18 protein-coding genes, 1 tRNA gene and 1 other RNA gene are annotated in these 22,710 nt (G+C 43.5%); 18 read left to right on the forward strand and 2 right to left on the reverse strand.

Annotated elements, in window-relative coordinates; genetic code table 11:
* Positions 1–2: 2 nt before the first annotated feature.
* The 5 genes from recO to ppdK all read left to right on the forward strand — a co-directional run bounded on the left by recO (position 3) and on the right by ppdK (position 7,511).
* Entirely contained in the window at positions 3–761 is a 759-nt protein-coding gene (gene recO / locus G5B11_RS04730) for a DNA repair protein RecO (protein ID WP_173727056.1), read from the forward strand.
* 156 nt (positions 762–917) lie between these two features.
* Positions 918–2,327 carry a glycine--tRNA ligase gene (locus G5B11_RS04735; RefSeq protein WP_158422029.1) on the forward strand — a complete coding sequence of 470 codons (1,410 nt, stop codon included), beginning with the start codon at positions 918–920 and terminating at the stop codon, positions 2,325–2,327.
* A gap of 49 nt (positions 2,328–2,376) precedes the next feature.
* Positions 2,377–3,411 carry an acyltransferase gene (locus tag G5B11_RS04740; protein WP_173727057.1) on the forward strand — a complete coding sequence of 345 codons (1,035 nt, stop codon included), beginning with the start codon at positions 2,377–2,379 and terminating at the stop codon, positions 3,409–3,411.
* 71 nt (positions 3,412–3,482) lie between these two features.
* Positions 3,483–4,742, forward strand: a complete 1,260-nt coding sequence (locus tag G5B11_RS04745; RefSeq protein WP_158422027.1) for a 6-phosphofructokinase — start codon at positions 3,483–3,485, stop codon at positions 4,740–4,742.
* A 138-nt stretch (positions 4,743–4,880) separates the two neighbouring features.
* On the forward strand, positions 4,881–7,511 hold the full coding sequence (gene ppdK / locus G5B11_RS04750) for a pyruvate, phosphate dikinase (protein ID WP_173727058.1): 2,631 nt from the start codon (positions 4,881–4,883) through the stop codon (positions 7,509–7,511).
* A 200-nt stretch (positions 7,512–7,711) separates the two neighbouring features.
* Here ppdK and gdhA read toward each other — a convergent pair whose 3' ends face one another.
* Positions 7,712–9,046: an NADP-specific glutamate dehydrogenase gene (gdhA, locus tag G5B11_RS04755; protein ID WP_173727059.1), complete on the reverse strand. Its 1,335-nt coding sequence runs from the start codon at positions 9,044–9,046 to the stop codon at positions 7,712–7,714.
* Between the two features lie 223 nt (positions 9,047–9,269).
* On the opposite strand from gdhA, the gene G5B11_RS04760 reads away from it, so the two are divergent.
* From G5B11_RS04760 to G5B11_RS04800, 9 genes are all read left to right on the forward strand, one after another.
* A complete protein-coding gene (locus tag G5B11_RS04760) occupies positions 9,270–10,487 on the forward strand; it encodes an aminotransferase class I/II-fold pyridoxal phosphate-dependent enzyme (protein WP_158422024.1) in 1,218 nt (405 codons plus the stop codon).
* Positions 10,488–10,646: 159 nt separating this feature from the next.
* Positions 10,647–12,008, forward strand: coding sequence for a citrate/2-methylcitrate synthase (locus tag G5B11_RS04765; protein WP_173727060.1), 1,362 nt, complete (start codon positions 10,647–10,649; stop codon positions 12,006–12,008).
* Between the two features lie 16 nt (positions 12,009–12,024).
* Entirely contained in the window at positions 12,025–12,885 is an 861-nt protein-coding gene (locus G5B11_RS04770) for a patatin-like phospholipase family protein (RefSeq protein ID WP_262582925.1), read from the forward strand.
* A 57-nt stretch (positions 12,886–12,942) separates the two neighbouring features.
* Positions 12,943–13,452: a YqeG family HAD IIIA-type phosphatase gene (locus G5B11_RS04775; protein WP_173727061.1), complete on the forward strand. Its 510-nt coding sequence runs from the start codon at positions 12,943–12,945 to the stop codon at positions 13,450–13,452.
* The gene (locus G5B11_RS04780) at positions 13,449–13,964 is read left to right on the forward strand and encodes a shikimate kinase (protein WP_158422020.1); all 516 of its coding nucleotides are present in this window, start codon (positions 13,449–13,451) and stop codon (positions 13,962–13,964) included. The genes G5B11_RS04775 and G5B11_RS04780 overlap by 4 nt, the downstream gene beginning before the upstream one ends.
* 162 nt (positions 13,965–14,126) lie before the next feature.
* On the forward strand, positions 14,127–14,684 hold the full coding sequence (efp, locus tag G5B11_RS04785) for an elongation factor P (protein WP_158422019.1): 558 nt from the start codon (positions 14,127–14,129) through the stop codon (positions 14,682–14,684).
* A 219-nt stretch (positions 14,685–14,903) separates the two neighbouring features.
* The gene (locus tag G5B11_RS04790; RefSeq protein ID WP_173727062.1) at positions 14,904–15,911 is read left to right on the forward strand and encodes an aldo/keto reductase; all 1,008 of its coding nucleotides are present in this window, start codon (positions 14,904–14,906) and stop codon (positions 15,909–15,911) included.
* A gap of 231 nt (positions 15,912–16,142) precedes the next feature.
* Positions 16,143–16,491: a transfer-messenger RNA gene (ssrA, locus tag G5B11_RS04795) on the forward strand.
* Positions 16,492–16,527: 36 nt separating this feature from the next.
* A tRNA-Val gene (locus G5B11_RS04800) sits at positions 16,528–16,601 on the forward strand.
* A gap of 57 nt (positions 16,602–16,658) precedes the next feature.
* Here the strand turns inward: G5B11_RS04800 and G5B11_RS04805 are convergent.
* Positions 16,659–17,717, reverse strand: coding sequence for a LacI family DNA-binding transcriptional regulator (locus tag G5B11_RS04805; protein ID WP_158422814.1), 1,059 nt, complete (start codon positions 17,715–17,717; stop codon positions 16,659–16,661).
* Positions 17,718–17,970: 253 nt separating this feature from the next.
* On the opposite strand from G5B11_RS04805, the gene G5B11_RS04810 reads away from it, so the two are divergent.
* The 4 genes from G5B11_RS04810 to G5B11_RS04825 all read left to right on the forward strand — a co-directional run bounded on the left by G5B11_RS04810 (position 17,971) and on the right by G5B11_RS04825 (position 22,651).
* On the forward strand, positions 17,971–19,239 hold the full coding sequence (locus G5B11_RS04810) for an ABC transporter substrate-binding protein (protein ID WP_173727063.1): 1,269 nt from the start codon (positions 17,971–17,973) through the stop codon (positions 19,237–19,239).
* Positions 19,240–19,445: 206 nt separating this feature from the next.
* On the forward strand, positions 19,446–20,339 hold the full coding sequence (locus G5B11_RS04815) for a carbohydrate ABC transporter permease (RefSeq protein WP_158422812.1): 894 nt from the start codon (positions 19,446–19,448) through the stop codon (positions 20,337–20,339).
* Positions 20,336–21,172, forward strand: coding sequence for a carbohydrate ABC transporter permease (locus tag G5B11_RS04820; protein ID WP_158422811.1), 837 nt, complete (start codon positions 20,336–20,338; stop codon positions 21,170–21,172). The genes G5B11_RS04815 and G5B11_RS04820 overlap by 4 nt, the downstream gene beginning before the upstream one ends.
* 15 nt (positions 21,173–21,187) lie before the next feature.
* Positions 21,188–22,651: a hypothetical protein gene (locus G5B11_RS04825; protein ID WP_173727064.1), complete on the forward strand. Its 1,464-nt coding sequence runs from the start codon at positions 21,188–21,190 to the stop codon at positions 22,649–22,651.
* The last annotated feature ends 59 nt before the right edge of the window (positions 22,652–22,710 follow it).

Consider the following 22,710-nt stretch of genomic DNA (forward strand, 5'->3'; position numbering starts at 1 on the left):
AAATGAGTGATCTGATCACAGTACAGGGAGTCGTTCTGTCTGCAATGCCTGTAGGAGAATATGACAAACGGATCCTTCTTCTTACAAGGGAGAGGGGGAAGATTTCAGCTTTTGCAAAGGGAGCAAGGCGGCAGAACAGTCCGTTTATGGCGGCTGCCAATCCCTTCGTTTTTGGAAGCTTTACCCTTTATGAAGGGCGCAGCAGCTACAACCTGAACCAGGTATCAGTTACCCATCATTTTGTAGAGCTTGCAGGAGAGCAGCCGGGTATCTATTATGGTTACTATTTCCTGGAATTGGCTGATTATTTTGGACAGGAAGGCACAGATGAAAAAGAAATGATGAATCTTTTATATCTTTCTGTACGTGCGCTTTTGAATCCAAAGATTGATGACAGACTGGTGCGGTGCATATTTGAACTGCGTACTATGGCAGAACAGGGACTGATGCCGGAGGTTTTTTCCTGTGGCAGCTGCGGACGCAGAGCAGGAGAAATGAAAGAGCTTTTCTTTTCCCAGAGCCTTCACGGCATTGTCTGCCGGGAATGTGTGGACCAAAGGACAGCACCGGATGCCATCAGGATCTCCGGTGCTGCAGTATATGCCATGGAATTTATTGTAAGCCAGCCAATGAATAAGCTGTATACCTTTACTGTGAACGAACAGGTACTTAAGGAACTGGAGCACTGCATCCATACATATGTGGAAAGAAATACAGACAGAAAGTTTAAAAGTCTTCAGGTCCTGGAAGTGATGAAATAATTTCAAGGTTGAAAAACCAAGGGGATGCTAGTATAATTAGGAACATCAGATGTAAGGTGACATGCGCATCTTGCAGCAGGAATGACAGCATTCCTGAATAAATAAAACCGCTGCTTGCAGGCGGAATATCATGAAGAGAAAATGAGGAGAACTGTTATGGAAAAAACAATGGACAAGATCGTAGCATTGGCAAAAGCCAGAGGCTTCGTATATCCCGGTTCAGAGATTTATGGTGGTCTGGCGAACACATGGGACTACGGCAATCTGGGTGTGGAATTAAAGAATAACGTAAAGCGTGCCTGGTGGCAGAAATTTGTTCAGGAGTCTCCTTATAATGTAGGCGTTGACTGTGCCATCCTTATGAACCCTCAGACATGGATCGCTTCCGGACATCTGGGAGGATTTTCTGATCCTCTGATGGATTGTAAAGAGTGCCATGAGCGTTTCCGCGCAGATAAGCTGATCGAGGATTTCTGTGCAGAGAAAGGCTTGGAGATCGAAGGCGGATCCGTTGACGGATGGTCCCAGGAGAAGATGATGGACTTTATCAAAGACCATTCCATTCCGTGTCCCACCTGTGGGAAGCACAACTTTACAGACATCCGTCAGTTTAACCTGATGTTCAAAACATTCCAGGGTGTTACAGAAGACGCTAAGAACACTGTATATTTAAGACCTGAGACTGCACAGGGTATTTTTGTTAACTTCAAGAATGTACAGAGAACTTCCAGAAAGAAGATTCCATTTGGTATTGCTCAGATCGGTAAATCCTTCCGTAATGAGATCACACCAGGTAACTTTACATTCCGTACCCGTGAGTTTGAGCAGATGGAGCTGGAGTTCTTCTGTGAGCCGGATACAGACCTGGAGTGGTTTGCATACTGGAAGAAGTTTTGTCTTGACTGGCTTAGTGCCCTTGGCCTTAAGGAGGATGAGGTACGTTACCGTGACCATTCACCGGAGGAGTTAAGCTTCTACAGCAAGGCTACCACAGACGTTGAGTTCCTGTTCCCGTTTGGATGGGGCGAGCTGTGGGGGATTGCAGACAGGACTGATTATGACCTGACACAGCACCAGAACGTATCCGGTCAGGATCTGAGTTATTTTGATGATGAGAAGAAGCAGAAATACATCCCATACGTGATCGAGCCATCACTTGGTGCTGACCGTATGGTACTGGCATTTCTGTGCAGCGCTTATGATGAGGAAGTTCTGGATGCAGAGAAGAATGATGTACGTACTGTGCTTCGTTTCCATCCGGCACTTGCACCTGTAAAGATTGGTGTACTTCCGCTTTCCAAGAAGCTGAATGATGGTGCTGAGGCTATTTATCACAGCCTTTCCAGGAAATATAACTGTGAGTATGATGACAGAGGAAATATTGGCAAGCGCTACAGAAGACAGGATGAGATCGGTACACCGTTCTGTGTCACTTACGACTTTGATTCTGAAACAGATGGCTGCGTAACCGTACGTGAGCGTGATTCCATGGAGCAGGTACGTATTAAGATCGATGAGCTGGATGCATATTTTGCAGATAAGTTCACTTTTGAGGTAGGTAAATAATCGGAGGTAAAAGGGTCTGCCTGTGAAAGGGCAGGCCCCTGTTTATTTTATGGAAAAAAGATGGGAAACACTGGATATCCTGAAATGTATATGTGCTTTTGGTGTGATCAGCATACATCGGGGATTTCCGGGAGACGCTGGGATGTATCTGAAGATCTTTTTCAGGTTTGCAGTTCCTGTGTTTTTTATGATCACAGGGTTTTTCTACAGTGATACCATAAGAAAAGGGAAACAAAAAAAACAGATCCTTAAGATCCTGAGGATAGGGATCCTGGCGAACCTGTTTTATTTTGTATGGGATCTTTTTGTTGTGTATTATTATGGCACAGGCAATATTCAGGGAAAGCTTCAGAAGCTTCTTACCCCTGAGAAGATCCGTGATCTGCTCATTACCAATGAATCTCCTTTTCGTTCCCATCTGTGGTATCTGGGTGCTATCCTGTATGTGCTGATCCTGGCAGCCTGGCTTGTAAAAAAAGAAAAACAGTATTGGATGCTGATTCTGACACCCTTTCTTCTTGCCGGAGATCTGATCTTTGGAAAGTATTCCCTGCTTTTATGGAACCAGGAGATTGATTATATTTACGTAAGAAATTATCTGTTTGTAGGGATTCCTTATTTTGCCATTGGCTGGGCATTAGGGATCCATAAAGAGAAAAAGCTGGAAAAAAGCAGCTGGTGGAAAGGACTTTTGTTTCTTGCAGGTGGGGCAGTATTTACCTGGACCAGTTTTTACGAAAGAAGATATCTGGAGTCTGTGCAGGCAAATGCACCACGGGAGCATTATATCAGTACTACGTTTCTTACTGTGTGTGTATTTTGTGTGTTCTTTTGCTGGGCAGGCTTTTACAAAAGAAGGATTCTTACCGGATTTTTTGCATGGCTGGGCAGGAATTGTGCAACAATGATCTATATCCTTCATCCGGCTGTGATCACAGTGATGGATCTTTATTTGAAAGACGGTACAGATCCGTGGAGTATGGCATATAGCACATATGCACCTGTGCTGATATTTGCATGTACAGCTATTATTTCCATGATTTTATTTGGCGTAAAAAATATATTAATCAAAATCTTACAATAAAACATTGACTTCCTACACTTTGGTTGTTAAAATTTACTATTATAAACCAATGTAGAGGAGGAAATGTCACTATGGGGAAAAAAAGAAACATTATCGTAGGTCAGTCAGGAGGTCCTACTTCTGTTATTAACTCCAGTCTTGCAGGCGTATACAAGAATGCCATTGAGCGAGGCTTTAACAAAGTTTATGGTATGCTGCACGGGATCCAGGGACTTTTGGATGAACAGTACATTGATCTGTCCACGCAGATCCATTCCGAGATTGATATTGAACTGTTGAAGAGAACACCGTCTGCTTTTCTTGGGTCATGCAGGTACAAGCTGCCGGAGATCCATGAAGACAGAGATATTTATGAGAAGATTTTCAAGATCCTGAACAAGCTGGATATTGATGCATTTATCTACATTGGCGGTAATGATTCTATGGATACCATTAAGAAGCTTTCCGACTATGCCATCCTTACCGGCCAGACCCAGAAGTTCCTTGGGGTGCCTAAGACCATTGATAATGATCTGGCACTGACAGACCATACTCCTGGTTTTGGTAGTGCTGCCAAATATATTGGGGCATCCACAAAGGAAGTGATCCGGGATGCGGAAGGCCTTACCTATAAGAAAAATATGATCACTATTATGGAGATCATGGGCCGTAATGCAGGCTGGCTTACCGGTGCCACTGCTCTTGCCAAGACAGAAGAGTGTGAAGGTCCGGATCTGATCTATCTGCCAGAGGTTCCTTTTGATATTGACCGTTTTTTGGTAAAGGTAAAGGAACTGCTGAAAAAGAAATCCTCTATTGTAATCGCAGTCTCTGAGGGTATCAAACTGGCAGACGGACGTTATGTATGCGAGCTTGGAAATGTAGGAGACTATGTAGATGCCTTCGGACATAAGCAGCTGCAGGGTACAGCTACTTATCTGGCCAATTTCCTGGCAGCAGAGTGTGGATGCAAGACCCGTGCAGTGGAGCTTTCTACTTTACAAAGAAGTGCATCCCATATGGCATCCAGGGTGGACATTGACGAAGCATTTATGGTAGGCGGCGCTGCGGTGAAAGCAGCAGATGAAGGAGATACAGGTAAGATGATCGTGATCGACCGTGTATCAGATGATCCTTACATGGCTGCCACAGGGATTTATGATGTGCACAGGATCGCCAATGAGGAGAAGCTGGTTCCAAGAAGCTGGATGAATAAGGATGCTACCAATGTTACCAAGGATTTCATTGATTATATCAAGCCTCTGATCCAGGGAGACTATCCTCCGATGATGGTAAACGGACTGCCCAGACACCTGGTATTAAATAAAAATGCAGGAAAAAAACGAAAATAGACAAAAAAGACTGGTAAAAATACAGACACAGCGAAAAATAGCCTTGACTATTGCCGGATAACTCTATAAAATAACTATGTGCGTATAAAAAACATATTTCATGTTGAAAGAACAATTTATTTAGGAGGAAAATGTAAAATGGCAAAATGGGTTTACATGTTTACAGAAGGTAACGCTGATATGAGAAACCTTCTGGGTGGTAAAGGTGCCAACCTTGCTGAAATGACAAACCTGGGTCTTCCTGTTCCGCAGGGCTTTACAATCACTACTGAGGCTTGCACACAGTATTATGAGGACGGCAGACAGATCAATGACGAGATCATGGGTCAGATCATGGAAGCAATCACCAAAATGGAAGGAATCACCGGCAAGAAATTTGGTGATAAAGAAAATCCTCTGCTTGTTTCCGTTCGTTCTGGCGCTAGAGCTTCTATGCCAGGTATGATGGATACTATCCTGAACCTTGGTTTAAACGAAGACGTTGTTGCTGTATTATCTGAGAAATCCAACAATCCACGTTGGGCATGGGACTGCTACAGAAGATTCATCCAGATGTATTCTGACGTAGTTATGGAAGTTGGAAAGAAATATTTTGAAGAGCTGATCGACAAAATGAAAGCTGAGAGAGGCGTTAAGCTTGACGTTGAGCTTACAGCTGACGACCTTAAAGAGCTTGCTATGCAGTTCAAAGCTGAATATAAAGAGAAAATCGGTGCTGATTTCCCATCTGATCCGAAGGAGCAGTTAGTTGGTGCAATCAAAGCCGTATTCCGTTCCTGGGACAACCCACGTGCAAACGTATATCGTCGTGACAACGATATCCCATATTCCTGGGGTACAGCTGTAAACGTACAGATGATGGCATTTGGTAACATGGGTGATGACTGTGGTACTGGTGTTGCATTTACAAGAGACCCAGCTACAGGAAACAAAGGTCTGTTTGGTGAGTTCCTTACCAATGCACAGGGCGAGGACGTTGTTGCTGGTGTTCGTACACCTATGCACATTGCTGAGATGGAGCAGAAGTTCCCTGAAGCATTCGCTAAATTTACAGAAGTTTGCCATACTCTGGAGACACACTACAGAGATATGCAGGATATGGAGTTCACTGTTGAGCATGGCCAGTTATACATGCTGCAGACACGTAATGGTAAGAGAACCGCTCAGGCTGCTCTGAAGATCGCTTGTGACCTTGTTGATGAGGGAATGAGATCTGAGGAAGAGGCAGTTGCAATGATCGATCCTCGTAACCTTGATACACTTCTTCATCCTCAGTTTGATACTAAGGCTCTTAAAGCTGCTACACCGATGGGCAAAGGTCTTGGAGCTTCTCCTGGAGCTGCTTGCGGTAAGATCGTATTCACAGCTGATGATGCTGTTGAATGGGCTGAGAGAGGCGAGAAGGTTGTTCTTGTTCGTCTTGAGACATCTCCAGAGGATATCACAGGTATGAAATCTGCTCAGGGTATCCTGACAGTTCGTGGTGGTATGACATCTCATGCAGCAGTAGTTGCCCGTGGTATGGGTGAGTGCTGTGTATCCGGATGCGGTGATATCGCTATGGACGAAGCTAATAAGAAATTTACACTTGGCGGAAAAGAGTTCCATGAGGGAGACTTCATCTCCATCGATGGTACAACAGGTAACATCTATGACGGTATCATCCCGACTGTAGATGCTACAATCGCTGGTGAGTTCGGCCGTATCATGGCTTGGGCTGACAAATACAGAACTATGAAGGTTCGTACAAACGCAGATACTCCTGCTGATGCTAAGAAAGCAGTTGAGCTTGGTGCAGAAGGTATCGGTCTTTGCCGTACAGAGCATATGTTCTTCGGCGAGGGACGTATTGATGCATTCCGTGAGATGATCTGCTCCACAACAGCAGAGGAGAGAGAGAAAGCTCTTGCAAAGGTTCTGCCATATCAGCAGGATGACTTTGAAGGACTGTTCGAGGCTCTGGAAGGCAACCCGGTAACTATCCGTTTCCTGGATCCGCCGCTTCATGAGTTCGTTCCTACAGAGGAAGAGGATATTAAGAAGCTTGCTGAGGCACAGGGCAAGAGCGTTGAGGAGATCAAGACGATCATCGCTTCCCTTCACGAGTTCAACCCGATGATGGGTCATCGTGGATGCCGTCTTGCAGTTACCTATCCTGAGATCGCTAAGATGCAGACAACTGCAATCATCCGTGCAGCTATCAAAGTTAAGAAAGCACACGCTGATTGGGACATCTGCCCAGAGATCATGATCCCGCTTGTAGGTGATGTAAAAGAGCTTAAATATGTTAAGAAATTCGTTGTTGAGACAGCAGATGCTGAGATCGCAGCAGCAGGCGTTGATCTGAAGTACGAAGTTGGTACTATGATCGAGATCCCGCGTGCCGCTCTTACAGCTGATGCTATTGCAGCAGAGGCAGACTTCTTCTGCTTCGGTACAAACGACCTTACTCAGATGACCTACGGATTCTCCCGTGATGATGCTGGTAAGTTCCTGAACGCTTACTATGACGCTAAGATCTTCGAGAACGATCCATTTGCAAAACTGGATCAGGTTGGCGTTGGCAAGCTGATGGAGATGGCTATCAAATTAGGAAAACCGGTTAATCCAAACCTTCATGTAGGTATCTGTGGCGAGCATGGTGGAGATCCGTCTTCTGTAGAGTTCTGCAACAAGATCGGTCTTGATTATGTTTCCTGCTCACCGTTCCGTGTACCGGTAGCTCGTCTGGCAGCAGCTCAGGCAGCAATCGCTGAGAAGAACGCATAATTTGATTTTTGTATAAAGCCTGGGTATTTGCCCTGTTAAGGGCATATTACCCAGCTATGAATAATTGTCCAAACGTAAGAATTGACCTTGAATGACTGGAGAAATCCAGCCCTTCAAGGTCTTTTTTGTATGGCATAAAAATACCGCCTGTGCAAAAGCACAGGCGGTTAATCATTTACTTAGGTAAGGTGGAGCAGGAATTAGCAAATCCCCTGAGCCATCATAGCATCAACAACCTTCTCAAAGCCGGCGATGTTAGCGCCTGCTACATAGTTGTCTTCCATGCCGTAGCGTTTTGCTGCATCATCTGTCTTGTGGAAGATATCGATCATAATGTTGTGAAGCTTCTCATCTACCTCTTCAGCAGTCCAGGAAAGTCTCATGGAGTTCTGGCTCATCTCAAGAGCAGAAGTAGCAACACCACCAGCGTTAGCTGCTTTACCAGGCATAAAGAGAACACCATTCTCCATCAGGTAGCTTGTTGCATCAAGAGTAGTAGGCATGTTAGCACCCTCAACTACATATTTGCAGCCATTTGCTACCAGTGCTTTTGCACCGTCAAGAGAAAGCTCGTTCTGAGTTGCACATGGCAGATATACATCACATTTGATATTCCAGATGCCGAGACCTTCTGTGTAGGTAGCACCTTCAACACGGTCTGCATATTCTTTGATACGTCCACGTTTCACTTCTTTGATATCTTTTACGATATCAAGCTTGATGCCTTCCGGATCATGGATAAATCCGTTGGAATCGCACATGGCAACAACCTTGCCGCCTAACTGCTGTGCTTTTTCTACTGCATAGATAGCAACATTACCGGAACCGGTAACTACGAAAGTCTTGCCGGCAATTGCATCCTTGTGTGCTTTCACGATCTCGTCCAGCATGTATACAACACCATAGCCTGTAGCTTGGGTACGGATCAGGGAACCGCCATAGGTAAGACCCTTACCTGTAAGAACACCCTCATAAAGGTCACGGATACGTTTGTACTGTCCGAACAGATAACCGATCTCGCGTCCGCCTACGCCGATATCGCCAGCCGGTACGTCAGTGTCAGCACCGATATATTTGGAAAGCTCTGTCATGAAGCTCTGGCAGAATGCCATAACCTCTCTGTCAGATTTACCCTTAGGATCGAAGTTGGAACCACCCTTGCCACCGCCGATAGGAAGACCTGTCAGAGAGTTTTTGAAGGTCTGCTCAAAACCAAGGAATTTCAGGATACCCTGGTTTACTGACGGATGGAAACGAAGACCGCCCTTGTAAGGTCCGATCGCACTGTTGAACTGTACACGATATCCTTTATTTACCTGAACAACACCGTTGTCATCAACCCACGGAACACGGAAGGAGATAATTCTTTCCGGCTCAACAAGGCGCTCCAGAAGGGAAACACTGCGGTATTTCTCCTCATTTTTGTCGATTACTACTTTAAGAGAATCAAGAACTTCCTTTACAGCCTGATGGAATTCCGGCTCGCCAGGGTTCTGTGCTACGACTCTCTCATAAACTTCTTCAGTATAAGACATTGTAGTTCCTCCTCATCCATATTGATTTTGATATGAAAATTTTTTCGAGTGCTATTATACACTAAAGTATTAAAAAAGAAAAGAGTTACATTTATTTTTTTTTAAAAGAGTTACAATTAATTTTTTTTTTAACAATCTTCATGGGATGAGGACTTGCGAAAAATCGGTAAATATGAGAAGATAAATATAATCGTTGTGCCCTCAGGGCAGAAAAGAGGTAATTATGAGAAAATTTGAAAAATCCAGTAAACTTGATAATGTATTATATGATGTGCGTGGACCTGTAGTAGACGAGGCGGCAAGGATGGAAGAGGACGGGATGGAGATCCTGAAGCTGAATATCGGCAATCCCTATCCCTTTGGCTTTTCAGCACCCCAGGAGGTGATCCTGGATATGCTGAGTAATGTACGTACATCCCAGGGCTATTCTGATTCCAAAGGGATTTTTTCTGCAAGAAAAGCCATTATGCAGTATTCTCAGCTGAAGAAGCTTCCCAATGTTACCATGAGTGATATTTATACAGGTAACGGTGTAAGTGAATTGATTAATCTGTGCATGCAGGCACTCCTGAATAATGGGGATGAGATCCTGATTCCTTCGCCGGATTACCCCTTATGGACAGCTACAGCTACTCTTGCAGGCGGAAATGTTGTCCATTATATCTGCGATGAGCAGTCTGACTGGTATCCGGATATGGATGATATCCGCAGCAAGATCACAGACAGGACAAAGGCCATCGTTATCATTAACCCCAATAATCCTACCGGTGCAGTATATCCCAAGGAAGTGCTGGAGCAGATCGTACAGATCGCAAGAGAGCATGAACTGATCATCTTTTCAGATGAGATTTATGACCGTCTTGTTATGGATGGATATGAACATACTTCCATTGCGTCCCTGGCACCGGATCTGTTCTGTGTTACATTTTCAGGACTGTCCAAATCTCATATGATCGCAGGCTTCCGTATTGGGTGGATGATCCTCAGCGGTGCAAAGAACAAGGCAAAAGGTTATATCGAAGGCCTGAATATGCTTTCCTCCATGCGGCTTTGCTCCAACGTTCCTGCTCAGTCTATCGTACAGACTGCTCTTGGCGGCTATCAGAGCGTGAATGAATATATCCAGCCGGGTGGAAGGGTTTATGAGCAGAGAGATTATATCTACAAGGCACTTACTGATATTCCAGGGATTACAGCAGTAAAACCAAGGGCTGCATTTTACATTTTCCCTAAGATCGATACTGAGAAATTCAATATTATGGATGACGAGCAGTTTGCCCTGGATTTCCTTCATGAGAAGCAGGTGCTTCTTGTACCTGGAAAAGGCTTTAACTGGGGACAGCCAGATCATTTCCGCGTTGTGTATCTGCCAAATGTGCGCCAGTTGGAAAAGGCAACTGACAGGTTGAGAGAATTCCTTTCCACTTATCATCAGCGATGATAAGAATCAGCTTATGACAGCTTCTTTAAGGATATCGGGATACTTTGAATAGAGTGAACAGTAACATGGATTTGTGCGGGAATGCAGCTGGATGGATTCTTTGGTTTACCTGAAGAAAATATGATGTTATAATATTACCAATAGAAAGGAGATTGTTTAATGACAGGATTTAATATGAAAGTAACGCCGGAAATTGAAAATCTGACGGAGATCTGTAAAGATCATTCCACCCTGGACCTTTCTCTTTATGGGAAATATGATGTAAAGCGCGGTTTGCGAGATGTGAATGGTAAAGGTGTGCTGGCCGGACTTACCCAGGTATCCAATGTGTGTGCCACAAAGGTAGTGGATGGCAAGGAAGTGCCATGTGCAGGAAAGCTGTCTTACAGGGGATATGATATCAAGGATCTTACCAGAGGTTTTATTGAGGATGACCGATTTGGCTTTGAGGAAACAACCTACCTTTTAATGTTTGGTAAACTGCCAACTGCGCAGGAACTGCAGGATTTTACCAAACTTCTTGCAAATCAGAGATCACTGCCTACCAATTTTGTCAGAGACGTAATCATGAAAGCGCCTTCCAAGGATATTATGAATGCACTGTCAAGGAGTGTGCTTACTCTTTACTGTTATGACAAAAATCCAGATGATATTGCACTGCCTAATGTTCTGCGTCAGTGTTTGAACCTGATCAGCGTATTCCCGCTTTTGTCAGTTTATGGCTATCAGGCATACAATCATTATTCATGTGGGAAGAGCCTGTATATCCATAATCCTAAGAAGGATTTGTCTACTGCGGAGAATATTCTCCGTATGCTGCGCCCAGATAAGAAATACAGCCATTTGGAGGCAAAGATCCTGGATCTTGCACTGATTCTTCATATGGAACACGGCGGTGGTAATAACTCCACATTTACCACAAGAGTTGTGTCTTCTTCAGGTACAGATACATATTCTGCTGTGGCAGCAGCTCTTGGCTCCTTAAAAGGACCAAAGCATGGCGGTGCCAATATTAAAGTGATGAGCATGTTTAATGATATGAAGAAGCATATCAAAGATTTCTCTGACGAAGATGAGATCCGCGTATATCTGAGGAAGCTTCTTCACAAAGAAGCCTTTGATAAACGGGGACTGATCTATGGTATGGGACATGCAGTTTATTCCGTATCTGATCCACGTGCACAGGTATTGAAGGGCTTTGTAGAGAAGCTTGCCAAGGAAAAGGGCAGGATGAAGGATTATCAGTTGTATGCCAATGTAGAGCACCTGGCACCGGAGGTGATCGCACAGGAGCGCCGGATCTACAAGGGCGTAAGCGCCAATGTGGATTTTTACAGCGGTTTTGTGTACAGCATGCTGGATCTTCCTCTGGAATTATATACACCTATGTTTGCTGTGGCACGTATTGTAGGATGGAGTGCGCACCGTATGGAAGAGCTGATCAATGTAGACAAGATCATCCGTCCGGCTTATAAGAATGTACTGGATCCGTCAGAGTATGTGCCGCTTAGCGACAGGTAAGGGGGCATTGACACAAGTGAATGGCAAAAAAGAGGCAGCACTGGTACTGGAAGGCGGCGGCACAAGAGGTGTGTTTACTGCCGGCGTGCTGGATTACCTGATGGAAAAGGAAGTTAAGTTTCCTTATGTGATCGGCGTTTCAGCAGGTGCCTGTAATGCGATAGATTATGTTTCAAAACAGATCGGCAGGACAAAGGACTGTACGATCATCCAGGATCGGAAGAATCGTTATATTGGTACAAAGGATGCCTTGAAAAAGGGATATCTTTTTGATATGGACAGACTTTTTGACGAATATCCTAACCGGCTTTTTCCTTTTGACTTTGATACTTACTTTGCTTCTGATATCCAATGTGAAGTGGTTGTGACCAATTGTCTTACTGGAGAGGCTATGTATCTTTCAGAGAAGCAGGACAGGGAACGGCTTCTCACGATCTGCAGGGCTTCTTCCAGTATTCCATTAATAAGTCCTGTGGTAGATGTGGATGGTATTCCTTGTGTGGATGGAGGCGTGGCAGATTCTGTGCCTCTGATTCATTCCATGAAGCTGGGGCATCAGAAGAATGTGGTAGTGCTTACTCGAAATAAAGGCTATCGTAAGAAAGCACCCGGGAAAAGCAGACTTCTTTATACGGCTGCATTGAAGAAATATCCCAATCTTTTAAACGCACTTTTGAACCGTTACCGGAATTACAACCGGGTAATGGAGCTGGTGGAGAAATGGGAAGAAGAAGGCCATATTTTTGTGATCCGTCCGGAGGTGGAGCCTGTGTCAAGAACTGAGCAGAATGTAGAGAAGCTGACAGAGTTTTATGATCATGGGTACCAGCTGATGAAGCAGCGTATGGAAGAGATGCAGGCTTATCTTGAAAAGTAGGAAGCCAGGCCAGGGACGGAAACACAAAAACAGAAATTGTATGAAAGAGGATAGTGAATGTTTAAGTGCTTTTATCCGGATCAATATCTGGATTCCACATATCAGATCGATTTTGAACAGCTATATGCCAAAGGCTTCCGGGGGATTCTGTTTGATATTGATAACACGCTGGTGCCTCATGGGGCACCGGCAGATGAAAGGGCCAAAGCCCTTTTTGCAAGGTTGAAAGAACTTGGCTTTGGATACTGTTTTGTATCCAACAACAAAAAGGATAGAGTGGAGCCTTTTTGTGAAGAGACAGGTGGATGCTGTGTATATAAGGCTGGCAAGCCGTCGCCAAAGGGCTATCAGAAGGCTATGGAGCTTCTGGGCACGGAGCGGAAGAATACACTTTTTATCGGTGATCAGCTATTTACTGATATTTACGGTGCAAAGAAGGCAGGGCTTTTTTGCATTCTTGTGAAGCCGATCCATCCAAAAGAAGAAATCCAGATCGTTCTTAAGCGTTATCTGGAAAAAATAGTTTTATTTTTTTATCAAAAGCAAAAGAAGGAGGGGAATTCATGAACCATATCGTTATCATTGGATTTATGGGTTCAGGAAAAACTCGAGTGGGGAAACGTCTGTCCAAGGATCTTGGACTGCCATTTATTGATGTGGACAGAGTGATCAGCAAAAAGATGGATATGTCTATCAAAGAGATTTTTCAGAGATTTGGGGAACCGTATTACAGAGCACTGGAAACAATGACCATCAAAGGCTTGATCGAGGACAAGGAGAAAAAGATCATTTCTCTTGGCTCCGGTCTTCCGGTACAGGAACAGAACCAGAAGTATATAAAACAGCTGGGTACTGTTGTTTACCTGAAAGGATCTGCAGACGTGCTTAAAAAGCGTATGGAAGGCAGTGGGAATACCAATCCGCTTCTGGAAGGTGATGACAGGGATGAGAAGATGAAAAAGCTTCTGAAGCAAAGAGATCCTATTTATGCAGGTTTTGCCGATATCCAGGTCGTTACAGGCGTAAAGCCCTTTGATGATCTGATCAGTGAGATTGAGGAAAAATTAAAAGAGAAATAAAAAGAAACGAGATCATTTATAAGGACAAATTGTATAAATCAAAGGACAATTTGAAACGGAAAAATATAAATGGCAAGATAAGTAAAAAAACAGTTGAAAAATATTCCTGGGTATTATAAAATATTTTTTAGCGATAAGCACAATTAAGGAGGAAACACAAGTATGATTTCAGCAGGTGATTTCAGAAACGGCGTCACAGTGGAAATTGATGGCAATGTATGTCAGATCGTAGAATTTCAGCATGTAAAACCTGGTAAAGGAGCTGCTTTCGTAAGAACCAAATACAAAAATATCATTACAGGAGCTGTACTGGAGAAGTCTTTCCGTCCTACTGAGAAGTTCCCTACAGCACGTATTGAGCGTGTAGATATGCAGTATCTGTACAATGATGGCGGACTGTATTATTTCATGAACGTAGAAACATTTGACCAGATCGGCCTTACAGAAGAGCAGGTAGGCGATTCTCTTAAATTCGTGAAAGAGAACGAGATGGTTAAGATCTGTTCTCACAATGGTAATGTATTTGCTATTGAGCCGCCGTTGTTTGTAGAGCTGCTTGTTACAGAGACAGAGCCAGGGTTTGCAGGTAATACAGCACAGGGTGCTACCAAGCCGGCTGTTGTTGAGACTGGTGCACAGGTTATGGTACCGCTTTTCGTAAACGAAGGCGACAAGCTGAAGATTGATACAAGAACAGGAGAGTATCTCTCCAGAGTTTGATGCGGTCAGGCTGCCCTGCAGCAGAAGCTTCAGACAGACATGAGAGCGATGCGTGTGGATACACGGATAGAAGGGATGCTGCACATGGCAGCATCCCTTTCAATATATGCCGAATGTGAGAGGTTTTCCACCTCTATAGGTGATGAGCAGTAAATGATTATCAGTGAGGGATTTTTACACTGTTTTTGAAGAACAGGGAATATCCCGGAAAGGAGAGAGATGGAGTATACATACTTAGGAAAAACAGGGCTTCGTATTTCAAGGATGGGATTCGGAGGTATTCCTATCCAGAAAATTGATGCAGAGGGTACACGGGCGCTGATGCATAAGCTGGCAGAAGAGGGCGTAAATTATATTGATACAGCCAGAGGCTATACAGTCAGCGAGGAGTATCTGGGATATGGTCTTGAGGGGATCAGGGATCAGTTTGTGATCGCAACCAAGAGCATGTCCAGGACAAAAGATGCAATGGCAGCCGATATCCAGATCAGCCTGAATAATCTTCGTACAGATCATATTGATCTGTATCAGGTACACAATCCTTCTATGGACCAGCTGGAGCAGGTGATCGGCAAAGGAGGTGCACTGGAAGCGCTTAAAGAAGCAAAGGCATCCGGAAAGATCGGACATATAGGTCTGACTGCACATTCTACAGCTGTTTTTGAGAAGGCACTGGAGCTTGACTGGGTTGAGACTATCATGTTTCCATATAATATTGTGGAGAATCAGGGAGAAGAGCTGATTCGTAAATGCGCAGAGAAGGGGATCGGATTCATTGATATGAAGCCTTTAGCTGGCGGAGCTATTGAGGATGGACGTCTTGCACTGCGTTATGTCTGTTCCAATCCGGATGTTACTGTGACCATCCCGGGAATGGCTGAGATTGCCGAATTAGAAGAGAATATTGCTGCCTGTTCAGATCAGACACCTCTTACCTTAGAAGAAAAAGAGAAGATGGATGAGGTGCGCAGACAGCTGGGAACCAATTTCTGCAGAAGATGTAATTACTGTGCGCCTTGCAGCGTAGGGATCGGTATTCCGAATGTTTTTCTTATGGAAGGTTATCTGTTACGTTACAATCTGGAAGAGTGGGCAAGAGCCCGTTATGAGAAGCTTCTGGTGAAGGCTTCTGCATGTATCGGATGTGGGAAGTGTGAGACAAGATGTCCTTATCATTTACCAATCCGTCAGATGCTGAAGAAAGCAGCACAGGAATTCGGAGAATAGGATTTGAGTTGAAATGATTTGAAATAATGCTGTGATTGATATGAAATAATGTTGTGATTTGATTTGAAATAATGCTGTAATTTGCCTTGACAGCCGGTGGAAACATGATTATAATTCTTTAACAAGAGAGTTGATGGTAAGACTGTCGGCTGTCAGGTAGTGACAGATATGTTCTGCCACACAGTTTCAATTCGTCTGCGTACCAGCAAAGATATCCGATTTTATCTATTCGGGCTTGTACTGGTTTCGACGGGGGTTTTGAAGTTGAGGAAGCCATCCGCAGCTCCCGAACTGCGTTAAAACGGGAAATTCTAAATATAAACGCTGACGATCAGTTAGTAATGGCAGCCTAAGTGCTGCCCGTCAGACCTGATGCACTCACACATCAGGAGCCTGGCGTCGACTATGTGAGAAACCTTGCCGGTTAAGCTTTGTCCCGGCAGATGTATTATGAAGCTACTGAAGCAGTAAGCCTGTCTGTGGGCGTGCTGTGGAGGGAATGTTAAAACATTGACTGTGATGGGAGATGCCGCAAGGGATAGACTTTCGGACGCGGGTTCAATTCCCGCCAGGTCCATAGAATGCAGGCTTTTAAGTGTGCCTGCATTTATGAGAAGGAAGCATAGCTCAGCTGGGATGAGCGTTCGCCTCACACGCGAGAGGTCGCGGGTTCGAGCCCCACTGCTTCCACTATAAAAAACTGCTGTACAGTTTGTGCAGCAGTTTTTTATATGCAAGAAATAACAATTACCTTTCATAATTCCCGGTAGTCCGGTTCTTCTTGATCTTGGAGTTCATGGTAATGATCATGTTGGGAAGCTGTGGATTCTTGATCTTGTGGCTGAGAATCTCAGCAGCCATGATCCCCATTTCTTCACTGGGGGCAATGATGGTGGTAAGGGATGGATACAAGGAGGAAATGGTAGGGGTTCCGTCATATCCGCAGACCATCACATCCTCCGGTACCTTGATATTCAACCGTTCCAGGCAGGTGAGTGCTTTCATAGCCAGGATATCATTGGCACAGACAAGCAGGCTTGGAAGCTCCAGGGCCTTAAAGCGATCCTGCATCCACAGGTCATCCTGGAAGTTTTTATTATCAGAGATAATGGAGTGTTCTTTGTAAGTAGATAGAAAACCGTAGGTCTGTGCCACGTTCAGAAAGCCTTTGAACCGGTCATAAAAGCTGAGGCAGTAATTCGGATCACCCAGAAATCCTATAGTGCTTGGCTTGCGTTCTTCGATTACAGAAGAATACAGTTTTACAGAAGCAGTATAATTGTCTGCTACCAGAATATCTGCAGGCAGGTCTCCCTGGGTAAAGGAACTGTATATGTCTGAGAAAAGCACAGGCTTTTTCAGGGTGCATAGAAATTCACAGTAATCCCGGTCAAAAATCTCCAGTGCAAGGATAGCATCTGTATTCTGGATGTGGAAACTAGCTGGTAATGTATGGTTAGCAAGCTCACAGTCTGTGATCAGATGAAGGGACAGAGAATAGCCGATCTTTCCAAGTGCCTGTTCTAACGACATCATGAAATAGGAGGCCATATGGAAGCTATCCGGTATCATATGTAAAAATAAGGCAATATTGCCGCTTTGCCCAGGCAATGCTTCTTCTTTGACTGCCTCAGGAATCGTGTCTGACCGGAAGGCCTTATAATTCATCAGTTTTGCACGGTTCAGAATGATTTCTTTTGTCTTTTGGGACACATCACCAGAGTTATTCAGAGCTTTAGATACAGTGACTCTGGAAAAACCCAGGGAATCTGCAATGTCCTGTATGGTTGTTTTTTTCTTATTCATCTCACATCTCCTGAATATAGGGTTCTTTCTATAATTCAGTATAGCGTAAAATGTTAAAAATGTAAATACATAAAATGAAAAAGTAAAAAATGTATTACTAAATATTGTGATTTAAGACAAATAGTATAAAGAAAACTATACATAATTTACGAAACGATGTAAAAAAAGAAAAGATAATTGACTATAAATGATAAATATGTTAATATAAACCCATCAAAAAAATGTAAAGAAATGAAAACAAGGAGGAAAGCAAATGAGTAAAAAGGCAATTGCACTTTTAATGGCAGGATGCATGGTTGGTTCAATGGTGGCTCCGGCTGGCACAGTAATGGCACAGGAATCAGATCTTTCAGGGACAAAGATCACATTTCTGAATACTAAAACAGAGATCCAGGATTACCTGGAAGATATGGGAGCTGCATTTAAAGAAGAAACAGGTATTGAGGTGGAATTCTATACCAATACGGAAGAGAACCATATTACCGAGAAGTATGCAGCAGGGGAGCCGTACACCATTATGATGATGGATTATCCGGATGTGGCAGATTATCAGGAATATCTGTATGATCTTAGCGGAGAGAAATGGATTGGAGACGGAGGATCCCAGTATGGCCTGACTCTGGATGGAAAAGTATATGGATTCCCATTTGTAATTGAAGCTATGGGGCTGATCTATAATGCGGATGCCATCGAGAAGATTACAGGAGAAACATTTAACTGGGAAGACTATAGCAATCTGGAAGCTTTTAAAGGTCTTTTGGACAAACTGGTAGAAGGCGGCATGGAAAGTCCGGTTGCACTGAACCAGGATGACTGGTCACTGGCAAGCCATGTATTTGGACAGGCTTATTGTGCAAGAGAAGATGGAAGTGAAGAAGCATCTTTGGCTTTTGTAGACGGACTGAAAAAGGGAGAAGAAGATCTGGCGAATGATGAGGACTTTAATGCATTAATGGATCTGATCGATGTATATATGGAGTATAACATCAACAAAGATGATCCTCTTTCTGCAACCTATGATATGAATGATGAGTATCTGAAAGAAGGAACCGTTGCATTCTGGCCAAATGGAAGCTGGGCCACAGATGTAAGTGAACTTACAGATAATGTGGGAATTATGCCATACCCGATGGATACCAAGGATGAAGTGAATGCCCATAATCTGGTCAGCGGAGCTACCAAGATGCTCGCAGTTGACGCAGCATATTCTTCTGAAGATGAGCAGAAGGCAGCTCTTGAATTTCTGAACTGGCTGGTATACAGCGATTATGGCCAGAAATTCATGGTAAATACATGTTCTCTGATTACTGCATTTTCCAATAATACACAGGAGCCTGAGGCTGCATTAAGTGCATCTGTTGCATCCTTTGTAAAGAATGGATCTTCTGTATATTGGTATCAGGCAATGCCAAGTGATCATAATACAGTAGTTGGTGCTATTCTTCAGAAATATATCTCCGGTGACATGGATCGTGATGAATTGATTTCCGAAGTCAGCGATTACTGGAAAAATCATGAATGATAATGCCAGGGGCAGCCAGAGAACTTAAGAATCCTGGTTGAACCCTGAGAAAGAGATGCTGTACAGATCTTGTGCATATATAGATGAAAGTCTGGTGCCGGGATTATACAGCATCTCTTTTGAAACAAGTGTCGGCCCCCTGGAATACAGGATCTTAAGATGCAGGATTTATAGGAATAAATGAAAGACAAACATAGGAGAGCAGCATGAGTATATCTAAAAAAAGCAGGACAAAGATAAAGAATACAGGTACATTTCTCGTATTTGCCGGACCATCGCTATTCTTTTTTGTGATGACGATCCTGGTTCCGCTTGTTTACGGCGTTTATCTAACGTTCACGGATTGGAATGGGATTTCCAGAGAAAAGAACATAGTGGGACTGGAAAATTATATAAAGGCTTTTGGGGATGTGAAATTCTGGCAGTCCCTTCTATTAACCATTATTTTTACAGGAATTGCGGTGCTTCTTGTAAATTACATAGCATTTCATTTGGCAAGGCTGGTGACGAAGGGAGTACGTTTTCAGAATTTTTACCGTGCATCCTTTTTTACCCCAAATCTGATCGGAGGAGTTGTCCTGGGGTATATCTGGCAGTTTATTTTTGGAAGGGTGTTGGTGGCTTTTGGCAAATCCCTGGATATTGGATTCCTTTCAAAGTCCTGGCTGTCTGACACAAAGCTGGCCATGGCTGCACTGATCCTGGTAACTGTGTGGCAGTATTCCGGTTATATGATGCTGATCTATATTGCCGGTCTGATGAACGTACCCAAAGAACTGCTGGAAGCCGGAAAAATTGACGGCTGTGATGAAAAAGCCTGCAGGAAATATATCGTTATGCCAATGATGATTTCTTCATTTATTATCTGTATTTTCCTTACAATTACCAGATGCTTCATGACATATGACCTGAACTTTTCATTGACAGAAGGAAATCCCTTTGGTTCAACAGTAATGGCCTCCATGTATGTTTACAGAAAAGCTTTTTCAGAGAAAAACTATGGCCTGGGACAGACAGAAGCCATTCTGCTGTTCGTGGTTTGTGCTTTTGTTTCGTTGATGCAGATCTATTTTACAAAGAAGAAGGAGGTTCAGGCATGAGAAAGAAAAAAACATACGGGAAAAGTTCTTTTCTGCTTACTGTTTTATTGCTGGTTTACATATTTCCCTTTTTCCTGGTGCTGATCAATTCCTTCAAAAGCAAAAGAGATGTGGTTAAGAATCCGCTGTCGCTTATTGGTGAAGAAGGCTTTTGTCCGGAAAATTATCTTCTTGCTTTGAAAAGAATGGATTTCTGGAATGTTTTTCTTAATTCCCTGCTGATCACGGTAGTCAGTGTGCTTTTAATCGTTCTATTTTCCAGCATGACAGCCTATCTGTTTGCAAGGTGTAAATGGAAGATCAATAAGCTGTTCTTTTCCCTGATGATCCTGTCTATGGTGATCCCTTTTCAGGTATTGATGATTCCTATTGTTTCGGTGTATGGATCAGTGCTTCATGTGCTGAACAGCCGGCTTACGCTAATCTGCATGCATGTAGGATTTGGGGTCAGTATGGGAACCTTTATGTTTCATGGTGCTATTGTAAGCTCTATCCCATTGGAATTGGAAGAGGCTGCTAAGATTGATGGCGCTTCCAGAATGAAGATTTACAGGTCTGTGGTACTGCCCCTATTAAAGCCTACGGTGGTCACTTTGGTGATCATTGATTCGCTGGCAATCTGGAATGATTATCTGCTTCCAAGCCTGGTGCTGGTAAAAAAGGAATTGTACACGCTTCCTATTGCAGCCCAGTCCTTCCATGGGGATTTTTCGTCAGACTATGGATTGATGATGGCAGGAATGGTTATGTCAGTGATACCGATTCTGATTTTGTACTTTATTTTGCAGAAACATATTATTGAAGGCGTTGTGGCAGGAGCAGTAAAAGGCTGAGATTGTGAGGAGATTATGACAGGATGTAATTACATTTTTTATACACCGGAATATCAGTATGAAGGAATGCCTCATGGGGAAATGTGTGGGGATTTGATGCCTTTTTACAAAGACGGAGTGTATACATTTCTTTATCTTTATAAGTATTGCATTTATGCAATAGAGACAAAAGATTTTGTGCATTATGACCATTTCAGACTGGTGCTTCAGAATGGAACACCACAGGAGCAGGACTGGCATGCTGCAACAGGCAGTGTGTGCTGGGATGGGGAAAAATATTATTTTTATTATACCGGATTTTGCGAAGGAAACAGAGGAAAAGCAGGCAAATATGAGCAGGCAATCCTTCGGGCTGTAAGCTGGGATCTGCAGATATGGGAAAAAGACAGAGATTATATATTCTACCCGGATGAGGAGCATTTTGCAGGCAGACATTGGAGAGATCCCCATGTATTCTGGAATCCTGTTCTTGGTAAGTATTGTATGCTGGTTACTGCCTGTGAAAAGGATGGGGATAAGAATCGCAGCGGCTGTACCGCAGTATATGTTTCAGAGGATATACGAAGCTGGACATATTATGATACCATCTGCTCGCCGCGGATAGATCCCACTTTGGAATGCCAGGACGTTTTTCAGATGAATGGAAGATGGTATCTGACGTATTCCTCCTATGAAAAACAATGGGAAACAAAATATAAAATGGCTGATTCCTTTAAAGGTCCATGGGTACCGCCTCTCTGGGATGAAAAATTTGACGGCAGGGATTTCTATGCTGCAAAAACAGTTTCTGACGGGATCAACCGATATCTGGTGGGATGGCAGTCTATCCGGAAGGATTGTACCAATGATGGCAGGTACGTATGGGGCGGAAATGTGATCGTCCATCAGCTGGTTCCAAGAGAAAATGGAGAACTGGGTGTAAAAATACCGGATACGATCCTTCAGTCTTTTTCTAAAAGAATAAGTCTGGAACAGATTCCTAAATCTGGATTTTGGAAATGCAGTTCAAAAACAGGAACAGCAGATTTGCTGACAGAAGGAGTTTCCAAGGATGGTTTTGGCTGGATACAGCTGGGGGCAATGAAAAATGTATGCCTGATAAAAGCCAGATTGCAATGGACAGAAGGAACTCATGCAGTTGGAATCATGTTCCATGTATCAGGAGATAAAATGAATCAATGGTGCCAGCTGCGTCTGGAACTGGGGCATGACCGAATGGTACTGGAAAGATCCGGGAAAACAGAAAAGGATCAGTTTTTTGAAGAAACCCGCCCTGTTCATTTTAAAGAAGACAGAACTGTACAGATTTTCATTCTTACATCTAATGATATTGTGGCAGCTTATGTTGATGATGTGGCCCTTTGTGGAAGATGTTATGGTTTTACACCTGGTAATGCAGGAGTTTTTGCAGAATACGGAAGCGTGCAGGTACAGCAGTTTGAAATGTACGAAGGGGAAGAACAGAACGAAATCAGATAACAGAACGAAATTAGATAACAGAACAAAAGAATGCAACCAAAGAATTGGATTGTCAGATA

The organism is Blautia glucerasea (assembly GCF_013304385.1).
Taxonomy (GTDB): Bacteria; Bacillota; Clostridia; order Lachnospirales; family Lachnospiraceae; genus Blautia_A; species Blautia_A ammoniilytica.

Coding starts and splice junctions, on each gene's coding strand:
- G5B11_RS04760 (WP_158422024.1), top strand. CDS start 9,270: ATGAGAAAATTTGAAAAATCCAGTAAACTTGATAATGTATTATATGAT.
- gdhA (WP_173727059.1), bottom strand. CDS start 9,046: ATGTCTTATACTGAAGAAGTTTATGAGAGAGTCGTAGCACAGAACCCT.
- G5B11_RS04790 (WP_173727062.1), top strand. CDS start 14,904: ATGGAGTATACATACTTAGGAAAAACAGGGCTTCGTATTTCAAGGATG.
- G5B11_RS04815 (WP_158422812.1), top strand. CDS start 19,446: ATGAGTATATCTAAAAAAAGCAGGACAAAGATAAAGAATACAGGTACA.
- G5B11_RS04810 (WP_173727063.1), top strand. CDS start 17,971: ATGAGTAAAAAGGCAATTGCACTTTTAATGGCAGGATGCATGGTTGGT.
- efp (WP_158422019.1), top strand. CDS start 14,127: ATGATTTCAGCAGGTGATTTCAGAAACGGCGTCACAGTGGAAATTGAT.
- G5B11_RS04780 (WP_158422020.1), top strand. CDS start 13,449: ATGAACCATATCGTTATCATTGGATTTATGGGTTCAGGAAAAACTCGA.
- G5B11_RS04805 (WP_158422814.1), bottom strand. CDS start 17,717: ATGAATAAGAAAAAAACAACCATACAGGACATTGCAGATTCCCTGGGT.
- G5B11_RS04820 (WP_158422811.1), top strand. CDS start 20,336: ATGAGAAAGAAAAAAACATACGGGAAAAGTTCTTTTCTGCTTACTGTT.
- recO (WP_173727056.1), top strand. CDS start 3: ATGAGTGATCTGATCACAGTACAGGGAGTCGTTCTGTCTGCAATGCCT.
- G5B11_RS04740 (WP_173727057.1), top strand. CDS start 2,377: ATGGAAAAAAGATGGGAAACACTGGATATCCTGAAATGTATATGTGCT.
- G5B11_RS04745 (WP_158422027.1), top strand. CDS start 3,483: ATGGGGAAAAAAAGAAACATTATCGTAGGTCAGTCAGGAGGTCCTACT.
- ppdK (WP_173727058.1), top strand. CDS start 4,881: ATGGCAAAATGGGTTTACATGTTTACAGAAGGTAACGCTGATATGAGA.
- G5B11_RS04825 (WP_173727064.1), top strand. CDS start 21,188: ATGACAGGATGTAATTACATTTTTTATACACCGGAATATCAGTATGAA.
- G5B11_RS04775 (WP_173727061.1), top strand. CDS start 12,943: ATGTTTAAGTGCTTTTATCCGGATCAATATCTGGATTCCACATATCAG.
- G5B11_RS04735 (WP_158422029.1), top strand. CDS start 918: ATGGAAAAAACAATGGACAAGATCGTAGCATTGGCAAAAGCCAGAGGC.
- G5B11_RS04765 (WP_173727060.1), top strand. CDS start 10,647: ATGACAGGATTTAATATGAAAGTAACGCCGGAAATTGAAAATCTGACG.